Genomic DNA, 20,620 nt, shown 5'->3' on the forward strand with positions numbered 1-20,620 from the left:
GGCCGGTCTCGTCTACGCGGCGATGGGCGTGATGAGCGCCGCCGTCGGCCTCTCGATGGCGGCCGTGCCGGCCCGGATCGGGCCGGGGGCGGCGCAGCCCGGGTTCGGCGGGCTGCGCCGGAACCCGGACACGGTCGTTGCGTACGACGAGCAGCGCGACGTCGTCGGCCAGCCGGCCGCCCGTGTGGTGCAGCAGGGCCGTGTGGACACGCCGGACGAGTGCGGCGGGCGCCTCGCCCGGCACCCCGGAGAGCGCGGTGTCGAGCGCGAAGAACCTCCCCCGGTGGTCCCGGGCCTCCTCTGCGCCGTCGGTGTGCAGCACCAGCGTCTCGCCGGGCAGCAGCCGGGCCGCCGTGTACGGCGCGAGCGCGGCGGGCAGGGGCAGGACCCCCAGCGGGGGAAGCGGGTCGCCGACCGGGAGCCGCTCCGCCACCGGGCCGAGGCGGTACGGGCCGGGGTGACCGCAGTTGAGGACGGCGAGCCGCCCGTCGGACGCGACCTCCAGGAGCAGCAGGGTGATGAACTCCTCCGCCGCCGGGTGCTCGGGATCCTTCCCGGTCCGCGCCGGGTGCTCGTCCCGCGCCCGCTCCCTCAGGTGCCGTTCGAGAGCCCGCTCGAGGCGTCGCAGCACCCCGCCGAGTTCGGGCTCGTCGTGGGCGGCCTCGCGGAAACTGCCGAGGACGGCCACCACCGCGCCGAGTGCCGCGAGACCGTGGCCCCGGACGTCCCCGATGACGATCCGCACGCCGTAGGGGGTGGCGACCGCCTCGTACAGGTCGCCGCCGACCGACGCCCCCCGTGAGGCCGACAACTGCCCCGCGGCCAGCGCGAGGCCGTCGAGCCGGGAGGGCGGCGGGCGGAGCAGTACCTGCTGGGTGGCGGCGGCGACAGCCCGCACCCGTGCCAGCTCGCGCACGAGACCGCGCCGGATGCCGAGCACCAGGCCGAGGCCGGCGGTGAGGAAGACGACGCTGGTGGCGATCCTCATCGGCAGCCCCGGCTGCCGGGCCAGCGGACAGCCGAACTTCCACGCCACGGCCACCGCACCCCACGCGGTGGGAAGAGCGAGCGGGGCCAGCCGGCGGAGCCGGGACCCAGCGGAGAGCAACGACCTCGTACGGATCATGCACGGCCCTTCCCGAGCCCCGACAGCGCCCGAAGGCCCTGCTGCACACAGGTCCGCCCCTGCGGCCGCGTCGATTCTGCCGACCGCCCCACCCACCGGGGAACACCCCCCGGCGATCTCACCCGAAGGAGTGAGCGCCCCGGGCGCGCCGCCCTTCGCCAGGGCCTCGCCACGCGTACGGACGGCCGGATCCCGGTCGCACGTACGCGACGGAGGGCCGCCCCGGGAATCCCGGGACGGCCCTCCTGGTGCCGTGCTCGCGCGTCAGGCGCCGCGCAGGACGGCGCCCGTGCGGTCGGCGGCCAGGGCCACCGCCGCGTCGCGGGCCGCGGTGGCCTCGTCGACCGTGAGGGTGCGGTCCGTGGCGCGGAACTTCAGGGCGTACGCCAGGGACTTGGTGCCCTCGCCGAGCTGGTCGCCGGTGTAGACGTCGAACAGCCGGATGGACTCCAGGAGTTCACCGGCGCCCTCCCGCAGGGCGGCCTCGACCTCGGCGGCCGGGACGCCGTCGGTCACGACCAGGGCGACGTCCTGGGTGGCGACCGGGAAGGAGGAGATCCGAGGGGCCCTGAGCGGGCCCTCGTTCGCCTTCTCCAGGAGGTCCAGGTCGATCTCCATGGCGCAGCTGCGGGCCGGGAGACCGAACGCCTTCACCACGCGCGGGTGGAGTTCGCCGGCGTGGCCGACGAGGATCTTCTCGCCGTCCACCTCGACGTGGAACGCGGCGCAGCGGCCCGGGTGCCACGGGGCGTGCTGGTCGGCGCTGATGATCAGCTCGACTCCGGCCTCGGCGGCCACGGTCCGGCCGGCCTCGACCGCGTCCGCCCAGTCGGACGGGCGGCCCTTGCCCCACCAGCCGGCCTGCTCGCGCGCCCCGGCGAGGACGACGGCGGCGCGGCGCGGCTGCGCGGGCAGCGCGGCGTTGACCTCGGCGATCTCCTCGGCGGTGGGGCGGCGGTCGACGGGCAGCCGGACGGCGACGCCGGGCTGCCCCTCGGGCCGGAAGACCAGACCGGTCTCGAAGAGCGCCAGGTCGTGGCTGCCACGGCTGTCGTTGCGACGGAGCGCGCCCAGGAGGCCGGGGAGCAGCGTCGTACGGAGCGCGGGCTCCTCGTCCGAGAGCGGGTTGACCAGCTTCACGAGCCGGCGACGGGCGTCGTCGGCGTCGAGACCGAGGTGGTCGAGCGCCTGCTCGCCGATGAACGGGTAGTTCAGCGCCTCGACGTAGCCGGCGCCGGCCAGGGCGCGGCCCACCCGGCGGTGGACGCGCTGGCGCTCGGTGAGCCCGCGGCCGGCCGGGGGCTTCGGCAGCGTGGAGGGCAGGTTCTCGTAGCCCTCCAGGCGGATGACCTCTTCGGCGAGGTCGTTCGGCTCGGCGAGGTCGGGGCGCCACGAAGGCACGGTGACGACGAGCTCGTCCTGGCCGTAGACGTCGCAGCCGACCTCCTGGAGGCGGCGGACGACGGTCTCACGGCCGTAGTCGACGCCCGCGACCTTGTCCGGGTGGTTCGCCGGCAGGGTGATCGTGCGCGGCGCGGACGGGGCGCTGACCTCGGTGACGCCGGCCTCGGCCGTGCCGCCCGCGAGCAGCACGAGCAGGTCGACGGTGCGCTGCGCGGCAGCGGCGGCGGCCTGCGGGTCGACGCCCCGCTCGAAGCGCTTGGACGCCTCGGAGGACAGCTTGTGGCGGCGCGCCGTACGGGCGATCGAGATCGCGTCGAAGTGCGCGGCCTCGATGACGACCTCGGAGGTGCCGGTGGCGAAACCGGTCTCGGGGTCGGTGACCGGGTCGGCGATCTCCGTGTGGGCCCCGCCCATGACGCCCGCGATGCCGATCGGGCCGCGGTTGTCGGTGATGACCAGGTCCGCGGCGTCCAGGACGCGCGCGGTGCCGTCGAGGGTGGTGATCTTCTCGCCGGCTTCGGCGCGGCGGACCCCGATGGGGCCGTCGAGCCGGCTGCGGTCGTAGGCGTGCAGCGGCTGGCCGAGCTCCAGCATCACGTAGTTCGTGACGTCGACGGCCAGCGAGATCGGGCGCATGCCGGCCTTCTGCAGGCGGCGCTGGAGCCAGATCGGCGAGCGCGCCTCGGGGTCGAGGCCGACGACGGTGCGCGCGGTGAAGCGGTCGCAGCCGATGGGGTCGGTGATCTGGACCGGGTAGCCGTACGAGTTCGGCGCGGGCACGTCGAGGAGCGCCGGGTCGCGCAGCGGCAGGCCGTAGGCGGTGGCCGTCTCGCGGGCGACACCGCGCATCGAGAGGCAGTAGCCGCGGTCCGGGGTGACGGCGATGTCGAGGACCTCGTCGAACAGCTCCAGGAGGACCGTGGCGTCGGTGCCGATCTCGTGCTCCGGCGGCAGCACGATGATGCCGTGCGTACCGTCGTCGCCCATGCCGAGCTCGTCGCCGGAGCAGATCATGCCCCGGGAGACCCGGCCGTACGTCTGGCGCTCGGCGATCCGGAAGTCACCGGGGAGCACGGCGCCGGGCAGGGCCACGACGACCTTGTCGCCCGCGGCGAAGTTCCGGGCGCCGCAGATGATCTCCTGGGGCTCGCCGGTGCCGTTGGCCTGGCCGACGTCGACGGTGCAGAAGCGGATCGGCTTCTTGAACTCCGTCAGCTCCTCGATGGTGAGGACCTTGCCGACCACCAGCGGGCCGCTCAGGCCGGCGCCGAGCCGCTCGACGGACTCGACCTCGAGGCCGGCCGAGATGAGCTTGGCCTGGACGTCTCGGCCGGTCTGCGTCGGCGGCAGGTCGACGTACTCCCGCAGCCAGGAAAGCGGGACGCGCATCAGATCTCCATCCCGAACGGCCGGGTGAACCGGACGTCACCCTCGACCATGTCTCGCATGTCGTCGACGTTGTGGCGGAACATCAGCATCCGCTCGATGCCGAACCCGAAGGCGAATCCGCTGTACTTCTCGGGGTCCACACCGCAGGCGACGAGCACCTTCGGGTTGACCATGCCGCAGCCGCCCAGCTCGATCCAGCCCTCGCTGCCGCAGGTGCGGCAGGGGCGGTCCGGGTTGCCGACGGACTCGCCGCGGCAGACGTAGCAGAGCATGTCCATCTCGGCGGACGGCTCGGTGAAGGGGAAGAAGTTCGGGCGGAGCCGGGTCTTCATGTCCGGGCCGAAGAGCGCCTGGACCATGTGGTCGAGGGTGCCCTTGAGGTCGGCCATGGTCAGGCCCTCGTCGACGGCGAGCAGCTCGATCTGGTGGAAGACCGGGGTGTGCGTGGCGTCGAGCTCGTCGGTGCGGTAGACGCGGCCGGGGCACACCACGTAGACCGGGGGCTCCCGGTCGATGAGGGTGCGGGCCTGGACCGGCGAGGTGTGCGTGCGGAGCACGACACCGGACTCGTCGCCCGTGGTGCCTTCCGGGCCTTCGACGAAGAAGGTGTCCTGCATCTGGCGCGCCGGGTGGTCCGGGACGAAGTTGAGGGCGTCGAAGTTGAACCACTCCGCCTCGACCTCGGGACCCTCGGCGACCTCGTACCCCATGGAGACGAAGACGTCGGAGACGCGCTCCATGAGCGTGGTCAGCGGGTGGCGGGCGCCGGCCGGGACGCGGTCGTACGGCAGGGTGACGTCGACGGCCTCCTCGACGAGGACGCGGGCGTCCCGGTCGGCCTCCAGCTCGGTCTGGCGGGCGGCGAGCGCCTTGGAGACGACGCCGCGGGCCTGGCCCACGAGCTTTCCGGCGGCGGCCTTGGCCTGCGGGGGCAGGGCGCCGATCTCCCGGTTGGCGAGCGCCAGCGGCGAGGTGCCACCGGTGTGCGCGGTCTTCGCCTGCGCGAGCGCGTCGAGGTCGCCCGCGGCGGCGAAGGCGGCGAGCGCCTCGTCCCGCATGCGCTCGATCTCTTCCGGTTTCAGTGCCTCGACCTCAACCGGGTCGTACGACTTATTGGGTGCGGACATCTCTTCCCGTGCTTCCGTTGGCTGGCTGGGCGGCCCCGCTCGACGTCAAGGGCGCAAACGTGCCAAAGGACGAGTCTAACGGGGTGGGGGGACGCGAATGAGCCCGTGGGCAGGCCGGGCGGCTTCTGATCTCGTCTGGTCTCGTCAGATGAGATGGGCCGGGGTGCCGACGGGCAGGATAAATCGGAACTCGGCCCCGCCTCGGGGGCCCCTTCCGACGGTGATGGTGCCGCCGTGGGCCTCGACGACGCCCTTGACGATGTAGAGGCCGAGCCCGGTGCCGCCGCGCTTGCTGCCCCGCCAGAAGCGGGTGAAGACGCGGCTCATCGACTCCTCGGGGATACCGGGGCCCTCGTCGCTCACGGTGACCTCCGTCCCCTCTTCTCCGTCATCGCCGGTCCTGGCGGGTGCCACCTCGATGGTGACGGTTCCGTCCCCGTGGCGCACCGCATTTTCGAGGAGGTTCCCGAGTATCTGGTCGATCTTGTCGGGGTCGGCCCAGAGATCGGGAAGGCCGGGCCTGATCCGTACGAAGAAGCGGTCCGGGGACTGGCCGGCGGTGGTGTGGACCTGGACGTGGCGGCCGATGGCGGCGGCGATGTCGACGGGCTGGCGGCGCACTTCGAGCCGGCCGGAGTCGATCCGGGAGATGTCGAGGAGTTCGGCGATGAGCCGCTTGATGCGGCCGGCGTCGGCGTCGACGGTCTCCAGCATCAGCCGCTTCTGCTCGTCGTTGAACCGCTCCCACTTGCCGAGGAGGGTGGCGGTGAAGCCCTTGACGGAGGTGAGCGGGGAGCGCAGTTCGTGGGCGACGGTGGCGATGAGTTCGGCGTGGCTGCGCTCGGTGCGGCGGCGTGCCTCGGTGCCGCGCAGGGAGACGACGACCCGGCGGACCGGTCCCGTGGGGTGCTCGCGGACGTACCGGGCGGAGACGAGGACCTCGCGGCCGCCGGGCAGCAGCAGGTTGCGCTCGGGCTGGCCGCGGCGGATGGCGAGTCCGCCGTACGGATCGGTCAGGGTCCACCAGCGGCGTCCCTTGAGGTCTTCGAGGGGCAGCGCCTGGTCGAGGGGGAGGCCGAGGGCACGGTCGCGGGGGACGGCGGTGATGCGGCTGGCGGCGGCGTTGAAACAGATGACCCGGCCGGTCCGGTCGGCGACGACGAGCCCGTCGGGCAGGTCGTCGGGGTGGATCCCGGCGAATCCGTCGGTCCCGTCCGGCGCGCCACTCCGTGCCGGTGCGGCGCTCCGTGTCTGTGCGGGACTGTCCGTGCCGACCGTCATCCCCGATCCCCACCCCTCCGTGTAGCGCAGTGGGCCCCCGAGTGCGTCACTCTACTGGGCGGGGAGGGCGGAATGGCCCCTTCAGGAGGAGCTTCGGGGGCGCTGGGCGCGGGCGGAGGCGTACAGGCAGACCGCGGCGGCCGTGGCGAGGTTGAGGCTCTCGGCCTTGCCGTGGATGGGTACGCGGACGACGGCGTCGGCGAGGGCCCGGGTCTCCTCGGGCAGCCCCCAGGCCTCGTTGCCGAAGATCCAGGCGGTGGGGCCGCCCATGGTGCCGGCGTCCAGCTCGGCGTCGAGGTCGTCCTGCCCGGCCCCGTCGGCGGCGAGGATCCGTACGCCCGCGCCCTTCAGTCCCGCGACCGCCTGCTCGACGGGGACGCCGACGGCGACCGGCAGGTGGAAGAGGGAGCCGACGGAGGCGCGTACGGACTTGGGGTTGTAGAGGTCGACGGAGGCGTCGGTGAGGACGACCGCGTCGGCGCCGGCCGCGTCGGCGCAGCGCAGCACGGTGCCGGCGTTCCCGGGATCGCGTACGTGGGCGAGGACCGCGACCAGTGTGGGCCGGGCCGCGACGATCTCCTCGAACGGCGAGTCGAGGAACCGGCAGACGCCGACGATCCCCTGCGGGGTCACCGTCTGGGACACCTCGGCGAGGACGGCGTCGGAGGCGTGGTGGACGCGGGCGCCGGCGGCGAGGGCGGCCTCGATGATCGGGGCGTAGCGCTCGGCGGCCTCGACGGTGGTGAAGAGCTCGACGAGCGTCGGCTCGCCGGTGGAGCCGCGGTGCTCGACGGCCTCGCGGACGGCCTGCGGGCCCTCGGCGATGAAGAGGCGGTCCTTGCCCCGGAAGTTGCGCTTGGCGAGCCGCCGGGCGGCGACGACGCGCGGGGAACGCGGGGAGATCAGCTCGGGGGTGACCATGAGGTGCGGCGGTTCTCTCTTCGGGGCCGGGGGCCGGCTGGGGGCTTACGCACCCGGACCCGCAGGCGCGAGCGCGCCTGCGGGTCCGGGCGGAGGTACTGCGGCCTGGAAGATCAGGCGGCGGCCTTCGGGGCGTTGACGTCGGCCGGCAGAGCCTTCTGCGCGACCTCGACCAGCGCGGCGAACGCGTTCGGGTCGTTGACGGCCAGCTCGGCGAGGATCTTGCGGTCCACCTCGATGTTGGCGGCGTTCAGACCCTGGATGAGGCGGTTGTACGTCATGCCGTTCTCACGGGCAGCGGCGTTGATGCGCTGGATCCAGAGACGGCGGAAGTCGCCCTTGCGCTTCTTGCGGTCGTTGTAGTTGTAGACCAGCGAGTGGGTGACCTGCTCCTTGGCCTTGCGGTACAGGCGCGAACGCTGACCGCGGTAGCCCTTGGCCGCCTCGAGGATCGCCCGGCGCTTCTTGTGGGCGTTGACTGCCCGCTTGACGCGTGCCACTTGTTAACTCCTTGTAGCGGGGTCGTGGTTGGACTCACACGACCCGAAAAACGAATGGGTCCCGGACTTGGCCGGTAGCCCCCGTCGCCGGGGGCGGGTGATCAGATCAGATGCCCAGCATCTTCTTGATCTTGGCCGCGTCGCCCGGGGCCATTTCGGCGTTGCCGGTGAGGCGACGCGTCAGCTTGGACGACTTGTGCTCGAGCAGGTGGCGCTTGCCGGCGCGCTCGCGCAGGATCTTGCCGGAGCCGGTGACCTTGAAGCGCTTCTTGGCACCGGAGTGCGTCTTGTTCTTCGGCATCGCGCCGTATCTCCTCGTCAGTGGCGCTCCCCCCGGTGTGGGCACCGGACTTCCGGGAGCGTCAATTCTTCGTCTGGTGGGTCCGGGCGGGGCCCGGGGCTGCCTGGATGGCAGCCCGTCGGGTCACGCCTCGGTGTTCTCGGCCGGAGCGTCGGCCGAAGCCTCGGCGACCGGAGCCTCGGCCTGGGGGGCCTCGACCTCGGGGGCCTCGGCCTCGGACGTCTCCTCGGAGGAGACGCCCTGGCGCTCGGCCTTGCGTGCGGCCTGGGCCTCACGCGCCTCGGCCATGGCCTCGGTCTTCTTCTTGTGCGGGCCGAGAACCATGATCATGTTCCGGCCGTCCTGCTTCGGGTTGGACTCGATGAAGCCAAGCTCCTCGACGTCCGACGCCAGCCGCTGCAGCAGCCGGAAACCAAGCTCGGGACGGGACTGCTCACGACCACGGAACATGATCGTGATCTTGACCTTGTCGCCCTGCTTGAGGAACCGGACGACGTGACCCTTCTTGGTGTCATAGTCGTGCGGGTCGATCTTCGGCCGGAGCTTCATCTCCTTGATGACCGTGTGCGCCTGGTTCTTGCGCGCCTCACGGGCCTTCATGGCCGACTCGTACTTGAACTTCCCGTAGTCCATGAGCTTGCACACGGGCGGACGGGCGTTCGCCGCGACCTCGACCAGGTCAAGGTCGTACTCCTGTGCGAGCTCCAGGGCCTTGGCAAGCGGAACAATCCCGACCTGCTCGCCGCTGGGTCCGACAAGTCGCACCTCGGGAACGCGAATCCTGTCGTTGATGCGGGGCTCGGCGCTGATGGATCCTCCTCGGTAGCACCACGCGACCGCCTGGCGGACGGACGCGCAACGTCTGTTTCTGTGGGACCAACCGAGCCGGAACATGAAAAACGCCCCGGACGGGACACAGGCGGGGCTCCAGGGGAATACCGGAACACCGCCGCGGTCAACCGCGGGGGCGCACATCGGGCGGCTCCATCGTCCGTACGGAACGATGGTCGCCACCTGACCGGTGACCCGCCACCCGCGAGGGTGGTCAGGTGGGAAGTCGGAGCCTCCACTTGTGGGCCGGGCACACACGTGTCCGGCCGGTCGTTACACAAGGTTAGCAGGACCCGGCGGTCTCTGCTAACCGAGGACCGGCATATCGTATGAGGCATGAGCGAGACGCCCCAGAACGAGCCCGCGGACTCCCCGGACTCCCCCGATTCCCCCGACTTCGACGCCATGACCCGCGACATCGCGGAGGTCCCCGCGGTCGAGGTGATCGTGACCGTCGCGGTCAACCTGATGAGCGCCGCGGCGGTGAAGCTCGGGCTCACCGAGGAGGGCGACAAGTACAAGGACCTCGACGAGGCCCGCAAGCTGGTGCACGCGCTCGCGGGCCTGCTCGACGCCGGCGCGACGGAGGTCTCCTCCTTCCACGCGGCTCCCCTGCGGGACGGCCTGAAGTCCCTCCAGCTCGCCTTCCGCGAGGCCTCGATCGTCCCGGACGAGCCGGGCCAGGGGCCGGGCGAGAAGTACACGGGGCCGGTGTACGGCTAGGACCCGACGGTGTACGGCTGGGACTTCTCCTCCTGCTTCACGCAGGGATGACTTCCCCTACCGCTTTACGTAGAAGGGCTCGCCCGGAGGCGTGGCCGAGGCCGGCAGGAGTGCCAGGTCGAGGCCCCGCACCAGGCGGGCCCTCAGTGTTTCGTCGGCGGCGAGGGCGCGGGCCACCCGCTGGGCGGCCTCCGCGGGAGACGCGTCCCCGGCCAGGACCAGGGCGAGGGTGCCGTCGGCCGTGCCGGGGCCCAGGTGGGCGCGGAGCACCGCGGGCTCGGCGGCCACGGCGGCCCGTACCGCGTCCCGTACGGCGGGATCGTCGAGCGGGTCGGCGCTGGTACGGCCCTCGGCCAGGGCCAGCAGGGCCGGGCCGGTCAGCTGGTACGGCACGGGACCCGCGAGGTCGAGGACGACCGTGTCCGCCTTCTCGTGCGCGGCGGCCTGGAGCGCCTGGTGGAGCGGTACGGCGACGGGCCGGGCCTCCGGGTCCCACAGGGCGAGGGAGGCGATCGAGGTGAAGGCGGGCAGGGCGCGCCGGTCACCGGCCGTGAGGGTGGGGACGGCCATGTCGCTGGTCTTCTCGCGGCGCAGGCCGTTCTCGTCGGTCTCGACCTCGCCGAGGACGGCGACGACGGGGACGAGCAGCCGGGCGTTCCGCAGCGCGTCGAGGACCGGGCCGTGGGCGGTTCTGTCCTCCGCCCAGGCCGCGAGAGCCGCGGCGAGCCGCGGGTCGGCGGTGCCGTCGTCGTCGGAGAAACCGGGGTCCGGGATGTTCTTGAGCGCCACGGACCGAGCCTAACCGCCGCGCCGGGACGGACGCCCCGCCGGGGTGCGGGCAGGTGGCCCTAGGGGACCCGGTGGGCGCGGCGCAGGACGACGGCCGTCAGGAGCAGCAGGGCGCCGAGTCCGCCGGCGAGGGGGGCGAGGAGGCCGACGGGGCGGCTCTCCTCGACGGCGGGGAGCGGACCGGGGCCGAAGTACTGGCCCCGGAAGCCGCTGGTGGTGTTCTTGGGGTCGCCGGCCTCGAGCCGGGCGCCGGCCTCGATGGCGGCGGCCGGGTCGACCGTTCCGTACCCCTTGGCGTCGCTGCGGCCGCCCTTCGGCCGGTTGCGGGCGGTGTCGATGAGCAGCCGCTTGATCTGGGCCGGGGTGAGGTCGGGGTGGGCGGCGCGGACGAGGGCGACGGCTCCGGAGGCGAACGCGGCGGCGGCGCTGGTGCCCCAGCCCTCGTAGTAGCGGCGGTCGGGGTCGGCGATGGCGATGTCGACGCCGGGGGCGCTGACGGTGGCGTACCAGCGGCGGGTGGAGAAGGAGGCGTGTGTGCCGTAGCGGTCGACGGCGGTGACGGCGATGACGCCGGGGTACGCGGCGGGGTACGAGATGTGGTCGCCCTTCTCGCCGCCGTTGCCGGCGGAGGCGACGACGGAGACGCCCTTCGCGAGCGCGTACTGGACGGCGGCGTCCTCGCCCGCGTCCGGGTGGGCGGACTTGGAGTCGTCGCCGAGGGACAGGTTGATGACGTCGGCGCCGTGGTCGGCGGCCCAGCGGATGCCTTCGGCGAGGGCGGTGCCCCGGGTCTTGCGGGCCTTGTCGCGGGCCTTGTCGGTGCCTTCGAGGATGACCCGTACGGGGAGGATCTTCGCCTCGGGGGCGATGCCGAGGACGCCGTCGTCGCCGTCGTATCCGTGGCCGTGCCCGGCGATGATGCCGGCCATGGCGGTGCCGTGCCGGGCCCAGGCGCGGTCGCCTCGGGACGCGCCGAAGCCGACGAGGTCGCGGCCCGGGAGGACCGAACCCTCGAGGTCGGGGTGCTCGGCGTCGACGCCGGTGTCGAGGACGGCGACCGTGATGCCCTCGCCCTTGGTGGTGCGCCAGGCCTCCGTGGTGTGGAGCGCTTCGAGGCCCCACTGGCGGGCCCGGATGGTGTCGGCGTACGCGGGCGTGGTGGTGGCGGGCAGGACGGAGAAGGCGGAGGCGAGGAGGAGAGTGGCGATGGTGCGGGTGGGGCGGGTGGGGCGTTTGGGGCGGGTCATCGGGCGTTCTTCTCCTTCGCCGCTGCGGCGACCGTCGTGCGAAGGAGCCGCTCGAAGCGCACCGTGATGCCCTTGGCCTCATGGCCGAGGCCGGACTGGGCGGTGGCGTCGGTACGGCCGGCGGCCATGGCCCGGTCGGCGGGCTGGGGGCTCGGGACGGCCCGGCCGTCGGCGAAGCCGGAAACGGCGGTGACGACGACGGGGAGGTCGGCGGGGGCGTTCAGCCACCAGCTGGCGCGCTGGCCGGCGCCGAAGCGGGCGGCGACGGTGCCTTCGCCGGAGAGCGCAGGGGGGACGTCCGCGCCGAGGCGGGTGGTGAGGCCGCCGCGCTCGCCGAGGGTGCGCTGTGTGGTGGCGTCGGCGCGGGTGAAGACGAGTCCGACGGTGATGACGCTGCTGGCGGTGGCGTCGGTGTAGGTGGCGCGCAGGACGCGCTCGCAGCCGAGCGGACGGAGGGTGGCGAGCAGGCCCTTGGCGAGGACGGCGGGCGAGCAGGCGGCGTCGGGGGCGACGACGATCCGGGTCCAGGTGCGTGCGGCGGCGCCGGGGCCGGCGCCCGGGCCGGCGAGGGTGCGGGGGAAGAGGGTGTCGACGGGGGCGTTGTGCCAGAGGTCCATCGCCTCGGTGTACCCGGCGGGTTCGGCGGGCTTCCCGGGCTCGGCGGCGGCCAGCCACATCCCGGCGAGGGCGCCACCGATGAGCCCGACGCCGAGCACGGCGCAGACCACGACGGCGACCCGCCGCCCGGTACGCCGCTCCCGTACGGGCCGGAGACGGGTGGTGGTCTCACCGGGCGCTTCGGGCGGCAGAACGCCGTGACCGAACGGGTCGGCGGGGGGCTGGGTGTACGGGCCGGCCACCGGGGCGTACCCGACACTGCCCGCCGACCGACCGGGCGCCGGAGCAGAGGGACCGCGCACCGGCCGGGCCGGAACTCCGGACGGCGGAGCCCAGGGGCGGACTGCTGGAGGCGGAGGAGCCGCGGGCGACGGAGCGTCCGGGCCTGGCGCCGGGCGGGACGACGTACGGGGCGCCGAAGCGACCGGGCGGGTGGCCGGACGCGGCGGCGCCGCGGAAGACGAAGCCTCAGGGCCCGGCGCAGGGCGGGACGGCGTACCGGATGCGGAAGCGACCGGCCGGGTCGCCGGACGCGGCGGCGGCGCGGAGGGCGAAGCCCCTGGGGTCGACAGCGGGCGCGGCGGCGCCGGAGCCTGCTGGCCCGAGGCCTGGCTGGGGGCGGCCGAAGGGCCTGTGCCGGACGCCGTCCGTATCGGGGCCCCGGCGCCCGGGGTCGTCGGCGCTCCGGCCCCGTGCACCGGGCGCTCCGATGCCTCGGCCCTGGTCCCGGTCGGGCGCTCCGGCGCGTCGGACCCGGTCACGGTCGGCCGCCCCGGCGCCTCGCCCCCGCTCGCCTGGCGTCCCTGCGCCTCGCCCCCCGCCGCCTGGCGTCCCGGCGCCGCCGTGATCGCGTTCGCGTTGCCCGGCCGTGCGGGCTCCGGCCGGGGGTCGTTCGGGCGGATCGCTCGGAGCTGGGTGGTGGTTTCCGTCGGGGGCGGTTCCGGGGTGGGGGGTGGCGGAAGGAGCGCGTCCGTGATGCGGGAGGGCGTGCGGGGACGCTGCTCGCCGGTCATCCCCGTCCCCCCGCTCGTGTCGACAATGCCCGTCACTCTACGGGCTGTTCCCGCCGGCGCGGGAACTCAGGGGCTACCCACCCGTAAACCCGTCTGGCAAGCTCGGGCCATGACTCCCCGTGCCGCCGACCGGGCCCGTTACGACCGGGCCACCGCACATCTCGACGCTCCCGTGGCGGTCGTCGATCTGGAGGCGTTCGACGCCAACGCGGCGGACCTCGTGCGCCGGGCCGGGGGCAAGCCCGTGCGGGTGGCGAGCAAGTCCGTGCGGTGCCGGGCGCTCCTGGAGCGGGTGCTCGCGCGGGAGGGCTTCGCCGGGATCATGTCGTTCACGCTCGACGAGTCGCTGTGGCTGGCCCGTGCGGGGTTCGAGGACGTGCTCCTCGCCTATCCGTCGGCGGACCGTACCGGGTTCGCGGAGCTCGCGCGGGATCCGAAGCTCGCCGCCGCCGTGACCGTGATGGTCGACGACGTGGCGCAGCTCGACCTGATCGACGCCGCTCGCGCCGGCGGGACGGAGGAGGTGCGGGTCTGTCTGGAGCTGGACACGGCGCTGCACCTGCTCGGCGGCCGGATACGGCTCGGGGCGCGGCGCTCGCCGCTGCGGGAGCCCGCCCAGTTGGCCGAGCTGGCCCGCTCGGTGGCGCGGCGTCCCGGGTTCCGCCTGGTCGGGATCATGGCGTACGAGGGGCATGTCGCGGGCGTCGGGGACGCGGTCGCGGGACGCCCGCTGCGCTCGCGGGCGATCCGGCTGATGCAGGCGGCGGCCCGCAGGGAGCTGGTGGAGCGCAGGGCGGCCGTGGTGCGGGCCGTGCGGGCGGTGGCGCCTGACCTGGAGTTCGTGAACGGTGGCGGCACCGGCAGCGTGCAGCACACGGCCGCGGAAGACGCGGTGACGGAGATCGCGGCGGGTTCGGGACTGTTCGTGCCGCGGCTCTTCGACAACTACACCTCGTTCAGCGGGCGGCCCGCCGCGCTGTTCGCGCAGCCCGTCGTCCGCCGTCCGGGCGTCGGGGTGGTGACCGTGCTCGGGGGCGGCTATCCGGCGTCCGGGGCGGCGGGCCGGGACCGGCTGCCGGTGCCGCATCTCCCGGAGGGGCTGCGGTACGACCCGCAGGAGGGCCCCGGCGAGGTGCAGACGCCGCTGCTCGGATCGCCGGCCGACGATCTGCGGATCGGGGACAAGGTGTGGTTCCGGCATGCGAAGGCCGGTGAGCTGTGCGAGCGGTTCGACAGTCTCCAGTTGATCGAGGGCGATCGGATCACGGCGACGGTGCCGACGTATCGGGGTGAGGGCCGGACCTTCCTCTGAGGCCTGCCATCCCCTGACGGGCTCCGGTCCGCGAGCTCCGGCAGCCGGGCGCCTCGGCGGCGCCCGGCTGCCCGCACGTTAGAGCGGCGTCACGTACGCGCCCGCGATGCCTCCGTCGACCAGGAAGTCGCTGGCGTTGACGAAGGAGGAGTCGTCGCTCGCGAGGAAGGCGACGGCGGCGGCGATCTCGTCGGCCTCGGCGAAGCGGCCGACCGGGATGTGGACCAGTCGGCGCGCGGCCCGCTCGGGGTCCTTGGCGAACAGCTCCTGGAGTAGCGGGGTGTTGACGGGCCCGGGGCAGAGGGCGTTGACACGGATGCCCTCGCGGGCGAACTGGACGCCGAGCTCGCGGGACATGGCGAGCACGCCGCCCTTGGAGGCGGTGTAGGAGATCTGGCTGGTGGCCGCGCCCATGATCGCCACGAAGGAGGCGGTGTTGATGATGGAGCCCTTGCCCTGGCGGCGCATGTAGGGCAGCGCGGCCTTGCAGCAGAGGTAGACGGAGGTGAGGTTGACGTCCTGGACGCGCTTCCACGCCTCCAGGCCGGTCTCCAGGATGGAGTCGTCGTCGGGGGGCGAGATGCCCGCGTTGTTGAAGGCGATGTCGACGGAGCCGTAGGTGTCGAAGGCGGTCTTGAACAGGGCCTCGACCTCCTCCGGGTCGGTGACGTCGACCTTCACGAAGGTGCCGCCGACCTCCTCCGCGGCGGCCTTGCCGGCCTCCTCGTCGATGTCACCGCAGACGACGTTGGCGCCCTCGGAGGCGAGACGGCGGGCGGTGGCCAGGCCGATGCCGCTGCCGGCTCCGGTGATGACGGCGGTGCGGCCGACCAGACGGCGGCAGATGATCTCTTCAGTGCTCATACGGGTCAGGCCTCCGTGCTGATGAAAACGTTCTTGGTTTCGGTGAAGGCGGTCAGGGCGTCGGGTCCCAGTTCGCGGCCGAGGCCGGACTGCTGGTAACCGCCGAACGGGGTCGAGTAGCGGACGCTGGAGTGGGAGTTGACGGAGAGGTTGCCGGCCCGGACGGCGCGGGAGGCGCGCAGGGCGCGGCCGACGTCCCGGGTCCAGATGGAGCCGGACAGGCCGTACTCGGTGGCGTTGGCGAGGCGGATCGCGTCGGCCTCGTCGTCGAAGGGGAGGACGACGGCGACGGGTCCGAAGATCTCCTCGACGGCGCAGGGGGCGTCCTCGGGTACGCCGGTGAGGACGGTGGGCGGGAACCAGAAACCGGGGCCTTCCGGGGCCTTGCCGCGGATGCCTTCGAGTCCGTCCGTGACGTAGGAGCGGACGCGGTCGAGCTGGGCGCGGGAGATGAGCGGGCCCATCTGGGTGCGCTCGTCGGCGGGGTCGCCGACGACGATCTCCTCGATCGCGGGGGTGAGGAGCTCCAGGAAGCGGTCGTACGCGCTCCGCTGGACGAGGATGCGGGTGCGGGCGCAGCAGTCCTGGCCGCTGTTGTCGAGGAAGGCCATGGGCGCCGCTGCGGCGGCCGCCTCGATGTCGGCGTCGGCGAAGACGATGTTGGGGCTCTTGCCGCCGAGTTCGAGGGTGACCCGCTTCACCTGGCCGGCGCACTTGGCCATGATCGACTTTCCGACCTTGGTGGAGCCGGTGAAGACGATCTTGGCGATGCCCGGGTGTTCCACGAGGGCGTTGCCCGCGACCGGGCCGGTGCCGGGCAGGACCTGGAAGAGGCCTTCGGGCAGGCCCGCTTCCAGGGCGAGTTCGGCGAGGCGGAGTGCGGTGAGCGGGGTGGTCTCGGCGGGCTTGAGGATCACGGCGTTGCCGGCGGCGAGGGCGGGTGCGGTGGCCCAGGCGGCGATCGGCATGGGGAAGTTCCAGGGGGCGATGACGCCGACGACCCCGAGCGGTTCGAGGATCGTGATGTCCAGGCCGCCGGCCACCGGGATCTGGCGTCCGTTGAGGCGCTCCACTCCCCCGGCGGCGAAGTCGAGCAGGTCACGGACGTTGCCGGCCTCCCAACGGGCGTTGCCGATGGTGTGGCCGGCCTCGGTGACCTCCAGGCGGGCGAGTTCCTCGATGTGCTCGTCGACGACGGCGGCGAAACGGCGGAGCAGCCGGGCCCGGTCGGCGGGCGCCGCGGCGGCCCAGCCGCGCTGCGCGGCGGCGGCCCGTGCGACGGCGGCGTCGACGTCGGCGGGGGTGGCGGCGGGGACGGTGGCGACCAGCTCCTCGGTCGCCGGGTTCAGTACCTGGAGCAACTCGTTCCTCTCAGAGGCGTACGGGGGAAGGTCCGGATCAGAGGCGTTCGAAGGAGCGGCGCAGTTCCCAGTCGGTCACCGCGGCGTCGAAGGCCTCCAGCTCGACGCGGGCCATGTTGCGGTAGTGGGCGACGACCTCGGCGCCGAAGGCGGCCTTGGCGATCTCGCTGGTGTCCCAGAGTTCGGCGGCCTCGCGCAGGGTGGTGGGCACGTGCGCGTACTCCCCGGTGTACGCGTTCCCGGCGCAGGGCGGGGGCAGTTCGAGTTGCTGCTCGATGCCGTGCAGTCCGGCCGCGACCATGGCGGCGACGGCGAGGTAGGGGTTGACGTCTCCGCCGGGGAGGCGGTTCTCGAAGCGGGTGGAGCGGCCGTGGCCGACGACCCGGAGCGAGCAGGTGCGGTTGTCGTGGCCCCAGGCGACGGCGGTCGGTGCGAAGGAACCGGGCTGGAACCGCTTGTAGGAGTTGATGTTGGGGGCGTAGAGGAGGGAGAAGTCGCGGAGGGCGGCGAGTTGTCCGGCGAGGAAGTGCCGCATGGTCGCGGACATCCCGTGCGGGTCGTCCCCGGCCATCACGTTCGTCCCCGGCTGTTCGGTGGACTGGAGCGAGAGGTGGATGTGGCAGGAGTTGCCCTCGCGCTCGTTGTACTTCGCCATGAAGGTGAGCGAGTAGCCCTCCTGGGCGGCGATCTCCTTGGCGCCCGTCTTGTAGACGGCGTGCTGGTCGCAGGTGACGAGGGCTTCGTCGTACTTGAAGGCGATCTCGTGCTGGCCGGGGTTGCATTCGCCCTTGGCGGACTCGACGGTGAGTCCGGCGGCGGTCATCTCGTTGCGGATGCGGCGCAGGAGGGGTTCGACGCGTCCGGTACCGAGGACGGAGTAGTCGATGTTGTACTGGTTGGCGGGGGTGAGGCCGCGGTAGTTCGCGTCCCAGGCCTGCTCGTAGCTGTCCTTGAAGACGATGAACTCGAGTTCGGTGCCGACGTGGGCGGTGAAGCCGTGTTCCGCGAGGCGCTCCAGCTGGCGGCGGAGGATCTGGCGGGGGGCCGCGACGACCGGGGTGCCGTCGGCCCAGGCGAGGTCTGCCGTCACCGCGGCCGTGGCCTCGTTCCAGGGGAGGCGGCGGAGGGTGGTGAGGTCGGGGTGCATGGCGAAGTCGCCGTAACCCCTGTCCCAGGAGGACATCTCGTAGCCCTCGACGGTGTTCATCTCGGTGTCGACGGCCAGAAGATAGTTGCAGCCCTCGGTGCCGTGGCCGAGTACCTCGTCCAGGAAGAACGGGGCGGCGAACCGCTTGCCCTGGAGCCGCCCCTGCATGTCGGGGAAGGCCAGGACGACGGTGTCGATCTCGCCGCTCGCGACGAGGGCACGGAGCTCCTCGACGGTGAGCGGGGGTGTGCGGTCTGCCACGGGATTGCTCCTCCTTCGGCCTGCCGGAAGTCATAAGGTATTGCGGAAGACCATTACTTGGGAAGGTCCTTGAGAAGGGGAAACGAGAACGTGGCCAGTACGAGTGGATCGGCGGACCGGCTGACGCCCGTGCTGCGGCCGGTGCGGGCGGGCAACGGCTTCGAGGAGGCCCTGGAGCAGATCCTCCAGGTGGTACGGCTCGGGCTCGTGCCCGGCGGGGAGCGGCTGCCCGCCGAGCGGGAGCTGGCCGACCGGATGGGGATCAGCCGGGTCACCCTGCGCGAGGTCCTCAAGGTGCTCCAGGAGCAGGGGCTCGTGGAGAGCCGGCGCGGCCGGTACGGCGGAACGTTCGTGCTGCCCCGCGTCCAGACGGCCGACGAGGACGAGCTGCGCCGCCGGATCGCCTCGGTCGACATGGAGGACACCCTGCGCTTCCGGGAGGTGCTGGAGGTGGGGGCCGCCGGGCTGTGCGCGGCCCACGGCCTCGACACGGCGGGCGCCGAGCGGCTGCGGGCCGCGGTGGCGGCCACGCACGACGCGCCGCTCGCCGACTACCGCCGCCAGGACACCCTGCTCCACCTCACGCTCGCCGAGCTGTCCGGCTCGCCGACACTGACGGCCCAGTACGCGGCCGTACGGGCCACGGTGAACGACCTCCTGGACTGCATCCCCCTGCTCGTACGCAATCTGGAGCACTCGCAGCACCAGCACACGGCACTGGTGGAGGCGGTCCTCGACGGAGACGCGGACGCGGCGCGCGAGGTGATGCGGGAGCACTGCGCGGGGACGGCGGCGCTGCTGCGGGGGTTCCTGACCTGAGGAACGCCTCCCGTCGCGCGTAACCCGAAAGTAACGCACGGGGGTTGCGCATCCCGGTCGACCACCGCAAAGGTATGGGACCAATCCATTGGTCCCGTCGCGGGGAGCCGCTGCCATGACGCTGGAAGACACGACCGGGAACACACCCGGGGGCGCCACACCACCCAAGGACGACTACCTCGAACGCCGGGCGCTGCGCCGCGGCAGCGCCGGCTGGCTGCTGCTCACCGGGCTCGGTGTCGCGTACGTCGTCTCCGGCGACTTCGCCGGCTGGAACACCGGCCTGTCGAAGGGCGGCTTCGGCGGACTCGCCATCGCCACCGTCCTGATGGGCACCATGTACGCCTGTCTGGTCTTCGCGCTCGCCGAGCTCTCCGCCATCCTGCCCACGGCGGGCGGCGGCTACGGCTTCGCCCGCAGGGCGCTCGGCACCTGGGGCGGCTTCCTCACCGGCACCGCGATCCTCATCGAGTACATCCTCGCGCCCGCCGCGATCTCCATCTTCATCGGCGACTACGTCGAGACCCTCGGCCTCTTCGGCCTGGAGTCCGGCTGGCCGGTCTATCTGGTCTGCTTCGCGCTCTTCATCGGCATCCACCTGTGGGGCGTGGGCGAGGCGCTGCGCTTCAGCCTCATCGTGACGGCGATCGCCGTCGCGGCGCTGGTCGTCTTCGCGTTCGGCGCGTTCACCGACTTCCACGTCAGCGGGCTCAACGACATCCCGGTCGACGGCGAGGCCTTCGGGTCGAACTCCTGGCTGCCGTTCGGCCTGCTGGGGATCTGGGCCGCGTTCCCCTTCGGCATGTGGTTCTTCCTCGGCGTCGAGGGGGTGCCGCTCGCCGCCGAGGAGGCGAAGGACCCGGTGCGGTCGCTGCCGAAGGCGCTCGCGATCTCCCTGGGCATCCTGGTCCTGCTCGCCGTCGTGACCTTCCTCGCCGCCACCGGCGCGCGCGGCTCGGCGATCATCCAGACGGACGGCAACCCGCTGGTCACGGCGCTCCAGGGCCGGGGCGAGCCGACGGCGCTCAGCCGGTTCGTGAACTACGCGGGCCTCGCGGGCCTCGTCGCCTCCTTCTTCTCCCTCATCTACGCCGGATCACGCCAGCTCTTCGCCCTCTCCCGGGCCGGCTACCTGCCCCGCTTCCTCTCCCTCACCAGCCGCCGCAAGTCGCCGTACCTGGGGCTGCTCATCCCGGGCGCGATCGGCTTCGCGCTCGCCGCCGGGACCGGCAACGGGGCCCGGATGCTGAACATCGCCGTCTTCGGCGCCACCATCTCGTACGCCCTGATGGCGCTCTCCCACATCGTGCTGCGGCGCCGCGAACCGGGGCTCCACCGGCCGTACCGCACGCCCGGCGGGACCGTCACCTCCTCCGTGGCCTTCGTCCTGGCCCTGGCGGCCCTGGTCGCGACCTTCCTGGTGGACCGGACGGCGGCGTTCATGGCGCTCGGGGTGTACGTGATCGCCCTCGCCTACTTCGCGTTCTACAGTCGGCACCATCTGGTGGCCTCGGCACCCGAGGAGGAGTTCGCGGCGCTCGCCGCGGCCGAGGCCGACCTCGCACGCGACTGACGTCCTGCCCCTC

The 20,620-nt window shown here is 72.9% G+C and carries 18 protein-coding genes; 4 read left to right on the forward strand and 14 right to left on the reverse strand.

The window, feature by feature from the left end; all coding sequences use genetic code 11:
* The 8 genes from ABT034_RS32700 to infC all read right to left on the reverse strand — a co-directional run.
* On the reverse strand, positions 1-1,126 hold a 1,126-nt coding region (locus ABT034_RS32700; protein ID WP_351220717.1), incomplete at its 3' end, for a PP2C family protein-serine/threonine phosphatase.
* Between the two features lie 264 nt (positions 1,127-1,390).
* Positions 1,391-3,919 carry a phenylalanine--tRNA ligase subunit beta gene (gene pheT / locus ABT034_RS32705; RefSeq protein ID WP_351220718.1) on the reverse strand — a complete coding sequence of 843 codons (2,529 nt, stop codon included), beginning with the start codon at positions 3,917-3,919 and terminating at the stop codon, positions 1,391-1,393.
* A complete protein-coding gene (pheS, locus tag ABT034_RS32710) occupies positions 3,919-5,046 on the reverse strand; it encodes a phenylalanine--tRNA ligase subunit alpha (protein ID WP_351220719.1) in 1,128 nt (375 codons plus the stop codon). Before pheS ends, pheT begins: the two co-directional genes overlap by 1 nt.
* A gap of 144 nt (positions 5,047-5,190) precedes the next feature.
* Positions 5,191-6,327, reverse strand: coding sequence for a sensor histidine kinase (locus ABT034_RS32715; protein ID WP_351220720.1), 1,137 nt, complete (start codon positions 6,325-6,327; stop codon positions 5,191-5,193).
* An 81-nt stretch (positions 6,328-6,408) separates the two neighbouring features.
* Positions 6,409-7,248, reverse strand: coding sequence for a TrmH family RNA methyltransferase (locus tag ABT034_RS32720; protein ID WP_351220721.1), 840 nt, complete (start codon positions 7,246-7,248; stop codon positions 6,409-6,411).
* 113 nt (positions 7,249-7,361) lie between these two features.
* Complete coding sequence (rplT, locus tag ABT034_RS32725; RefSeq protein WP_351220722.1) at positions 7,362-7,748, reverse strand: 50S ribosomal protein L20; 387 nt, start codon at positions 7,746-7,748, stop codon at positions 7,362-7,364.
* Positions 7,749-7,854: 106 nt separating this feature from the next.
* Complete coding sequence (gene rpmI / locus ABT034_RS32730) at positions 7,855-8,049, reverse strand: 50S ribosomal protein L35 (RefSeq protein ID WP_015032399.1); 195 nt, start codon at positions 8,047-8,049, stop codon at positions 7,855-7,857.
* A 123-nt stretch (positions 8,050-8,172) separates the two neighbouring features.
* Positions 8,173-8,943, reverse strand: a complete 771-nt coding sequence (gene infC / locus ABT034_RS32735; RefSeq protein WP_351220742.1) for a translation initiation factor IF-3 — start codon at positions 8,941-8,943, stop codon at positions 8,173-8,175.
* Between the two features lie 273 nt (positions 8,944-9,216).
* Between infC and ABT034_RS32740 the strand changes: the two genes are divergently transcribed.
* Entirely contained in the window at positions 9,217-9,603 is a 387-nt protein-coding gene (locus tag ABT034_RS32740) for a DUF1844 domain-containing protein (RefSeq protein ID WP_351220723.1), read from the forward strand.
* A gap of 57 nt (positions 9,604-9,660) precedes the next feature.
* On the opposite strand, the gene ABT034_RS32745 is transcribed toward ABT034_RS32740, so the two are convergent.
* The 3 genes from ABT034_RS32745 to ABT034_RS32755 are packed head-to-tail and all read right to left on the reverse strand — an operon-like array spanning position 9,661 to position 12,499.
* The gene (locus ABT034_RS32745; RefSeq protein WP_351220724.1) at positions 9,661-10,392 is read right to left on the reverse strand and encodes an SseB family protein; all 732 of its coding nucleotides are present in this window, start codon (positions 10,390-10,392) and stop codon (positions 9,661-9,663) included.
* Between the two features lie 59 nt (positions 10,393-10,451).
* Positions 10,452-11,639 (reverse strand): type VII secretion-associated serine protease mycosin, encoded by a 1,188-nt coding sequence (mycP, locus tag ABT034_RS32750; RefSeq protein WP_351220725.1) that lies wholly within the window; start codon positions 11,637-11,639, stop codon positions 10,452-10,454.
* On the reverse strand, positions 11,636-12,499 hold the full coding sequence (locus tag ABT034_RS32755) for a hypothetical protein (RefSeq protein WP_351220726.1): 864 nt from the start codon (positions 12,497-12,499) through the stop codon (positions 11,636-11,638). The genes mycP and ABT034_RS32755 overlap by 4 nt, the downstream gene beginning before the upstream one ends.
* A gap of 880 nt (positions 12,500-13,379) precedes the next feature.
* On the opposite strand from ABT034_RS32755, the gene ABT034_RS32760 reads away from it, so the two are divergent.
* Entirely contained in the window at positions 13,380-14,582 is a 1,203-nt protein-coding gene (locus tag ABT034_RS32760) for an amino acid deaminase/aldolase (RefSeq protein WP_351220727.1), read from the forward strand.
* Positions 14,583-14,660: 78 nt separating this feature from the next.
* Here the strand turns inward: ABT034_RS32760 and ABT034_RS32765 are convergent, their stop codons facing one another.
* The 3 genes from ABT034_RS32765 to ABT034_RS32775 are packed head-to-tail and all read right to left on the reverse strand — an operon-like array spanning position 14,661 to position 18,215.
* Complete coding sequence (locus tag ABT034_RS32765; protein ID WP_351220728.1) at positions 14,661-15,446, reverse strand: 3-oxoacyl-ACP reductase; 786 nt, start codon at positions 15,444-15,446, stop codon at positions 14,661-14,663.
* 5 nt (positions 15,447-15,451) lie between these two features.
* Positions 15,452-16,807, reverse strand: coding sequence for an aldehyde dehydrogenase family protein (locus ABT034_RS32770; RefSeq protein ID WP_351220729.1), 1,356 nt, complete (start codon positions 16,805-16,807; stop codon positions 15,452-15,454).
* Between the two features lie 37 nt (positions 16,808-16,844).
* Positions 16,845-18,215, reverse strand: coding sequence for a glutamine synthetase family protein (locus ABT034_RS32775; RefSeq protein WP_351220730.1), 1,371 nt, complete (start codon positions 18,213-18,215; stop codon positions 16,845-16,847).
* 90 nt (positions 18,216-18,305) lie between these two features.
* On the opposite strand from ABT034_RS32775, the gene ABT034_RS32780 reads away from it, so the two are divergent.
* Together ABT034_RS32780 and eat are read left to right on the forward strand one after the other, a co-directional pair.
* Positions 18,306-19,034 (forward strand): FadR/GntR family transcriptional regulator, encoded by a 729-nt coding sequence (locus ABT034_RS32780; protein ID WP_351220731.1) that lies wholly within the window; start codon positions 18,306-18,308, stop codon positions 19,032-19,034.
* Positions 19,035-19,149: 115 nt separating this feature from the next.
* Complete coding sequence (gene eat / locus ABT034_RS32785) at positions 19,150-20,607, forward strand: ethanolamine permease (RefSeq protein WP_351220732.1); 1,458 nt, start codon at positions 19,150-19,152, stop codon at positions 20,605-20,607.
* Positions 20,608-20,620 lie beyond the last annotated feature (13 nt).

Source organism: Streptomyces sp. NPDC002773, assembly GCF_040295605.1.
GTDB lineage: Bacteria > Actinomycetota > Actinomycetes > Streptomycetales > Streptomycetaceae > Streptomyces.

Bases quoted from the DNA above. Each gene is read 5' to 3' on its own strand.
- ABT034_RS32765 (WP_351220728.1), bottom strand. From the start codon at position 15,446: ATGAGCACTGAAGAGATCATCTGCCGCCGTCTGGTCGGCCGCACCGCC.
- rpmI (WP_015032399.1), bottom strand. From the start codon at position 8,049: ATGCCGAAGAACAAGACGCACTCCGGTGCCAAGAAGCGCTTCAAGGTC.
- mycP (WP_351220725.1), bottom strand. From the start codon at position 11,639: ATGACCCGCCCCAAACGCCCCACCCGCCCCACCCGCACCATCGCCACT.
- pheT (WP_351220718.1), bottom strand. From the start codon at position 3,919: ATGCGCGTCCCGCTTTCCTGGCTGCGGGAGTACGTCGACCTGCCGCCG.
- ABT034_RS32760 (WP_351220727.1), top strand. From the start codon at position 13,380: ATGACTCCCCGTGCCGCCGACCGGGCCCGTTACGACCGGGCCACCGCA.
- ABT034_RS32715 (WP_351220720.1), bottom strand. From the start codon at position 6,327: ATGACGGTCGGCACGGACAGTCCCGCACAGACACGGAGCGCCGCACCG.
- eat (WP_351220732.1), top strand. From the start codon at position 19,150: ATGACGCTGGAAGACACGACCGGGAACACACCCGGGGGCGCCACACCA.
- ABT034_RS32720 (WP_351220721.1), bottom strand. From the start codon at position 7,248: ATGGTCACCCCCGAGCTGATCTCCCCGCGTTCCCCGCGCGTCGTCGCC.
- ABT034_RS32740 (WP_351220723.1), top strand. From the start codon at position 9,217: ATGAGCGAGACGCCCCAGAACGAGCCCGCGGACTCCCCGGACTCCCCC.
- pheS (WP_351220719.1), bottom strand. From the start codon at position 5,046: ATGTCCGCACCCAATAAGTCGTACGACCCGGTTGAGGTCGAGGCACTG.
- infC (WP_351220742.1), bottom strand. From the start codon at position 8,943: ATGTTCCGGCTCGGTTGGTCCCACAGAAACAGACGTTGCGCGTCCGTC.